General features: G+C 57.5%; 1 protein-coding gene. It reads right to left on the bottom strand.

Annotated features, from left to right (window positions below):
- A partial coding sequence (locus tag ACFCYN_RS25515; protein WP_375952997.1) for a tail fiber domain-containing protein occupies nucleotides 1-1,049 on the bottom strand: 1,049 nt, incomplete at both ends.

Raw genomic sequence — 1,049 nt, 5'->3', positions numbered from 1 at the left:
GCCCGATGCTGCGTAATGACTTCTGACCCGGGAAGAACTTCTTCCCTCACCACATCCCCAAAGTCGTCTACCACAGCTGGCTGATACCCCCATTCCCTGCGCACTTCGGCCTGCTCGGGCCACTGGTCGTAGCAGATGAACCCATAGGCGAATGGGTCTAGCCCATGAGACTGCATAATCTGAATCGCACGCTGAACGGTCATGCCTACGTGCGACCTGGCGGCCTTCCCCTTCTTCTCTACCATTGAGAGGAACTTGAACATCCCGATCTCTGAACCCAGCTGCTTTGCAGCCGCCAGTTCTTCCTCGGTAAAGGGGAGAACATCGGTCTTCTCGCGCGCATCGGAAGTGTTGATCGTCCCGGTGGCTGCATAGACAGTCGAGAACCGGAGTGTCGGGTCTCCAAGCGGGACAACAGCATCCAGCTTAGGCCATACCGGCCCACCAAAGACTGACGGGTTGTTCCCATCAATCCACATGGCATAGTTGTTGGTAGCTTTAACCAGTGGCTCGATGTAGAGCCCGGTGTGATTATTGACTGCTCCCGTACCCACAATATCGAATATGTACTGCCCGAACGCCTGCGTAACCGGCCCATCGCAAGTGGGCAATGAGGCATAGGCATACAGCCGCGTCATCGCCCCAGTCCCTGCATGCCTTGGGCGAGACTGATACCCAATCAGGTGATCGAGAGGGTTGGGGCCATCAGTCACCCCTGCTGCATCGAAGTTTGCGAATCCGAATCCAGACCCCAAGGTTGCAGTCGCATCCACGCGCAAAGCTCGAACGCTATTGGTTGCGGCTGTAGCGAAAGAACCGCCTATCCCCAATAGTCCATCTGCATTCTCAGACACATTGGGAGCGTTTATGCCGACTCGCCCCGAGATCGTTCCGCCCGTCTTGTCGTACTTGTTCGGGATCGTGCCTACGTCGGTCAGCTGGGCATTGGTCAGGTGGTATCGCTCGGTAGTTGTGCCACCCTGCAGCCCTGGCAGATCGTTGTGGTTCGGCGTCGCCGCGCTACTGGCCTGCAGCGCACCGAACTTGCC

The organism is Gottfriedia sp. NPDC056225 (assembly GCF_042267765.1).
Lineage (GTDB): Bacteria > Bacillota > Bacilli > Bacillales > Bacillaceae_G > Gottfriedia.
The sequence above is the reverse complement of the archived record's forward strand: the minus strand, read 5'-3'. Positions and strand labels throughout refer to the sequence as shown.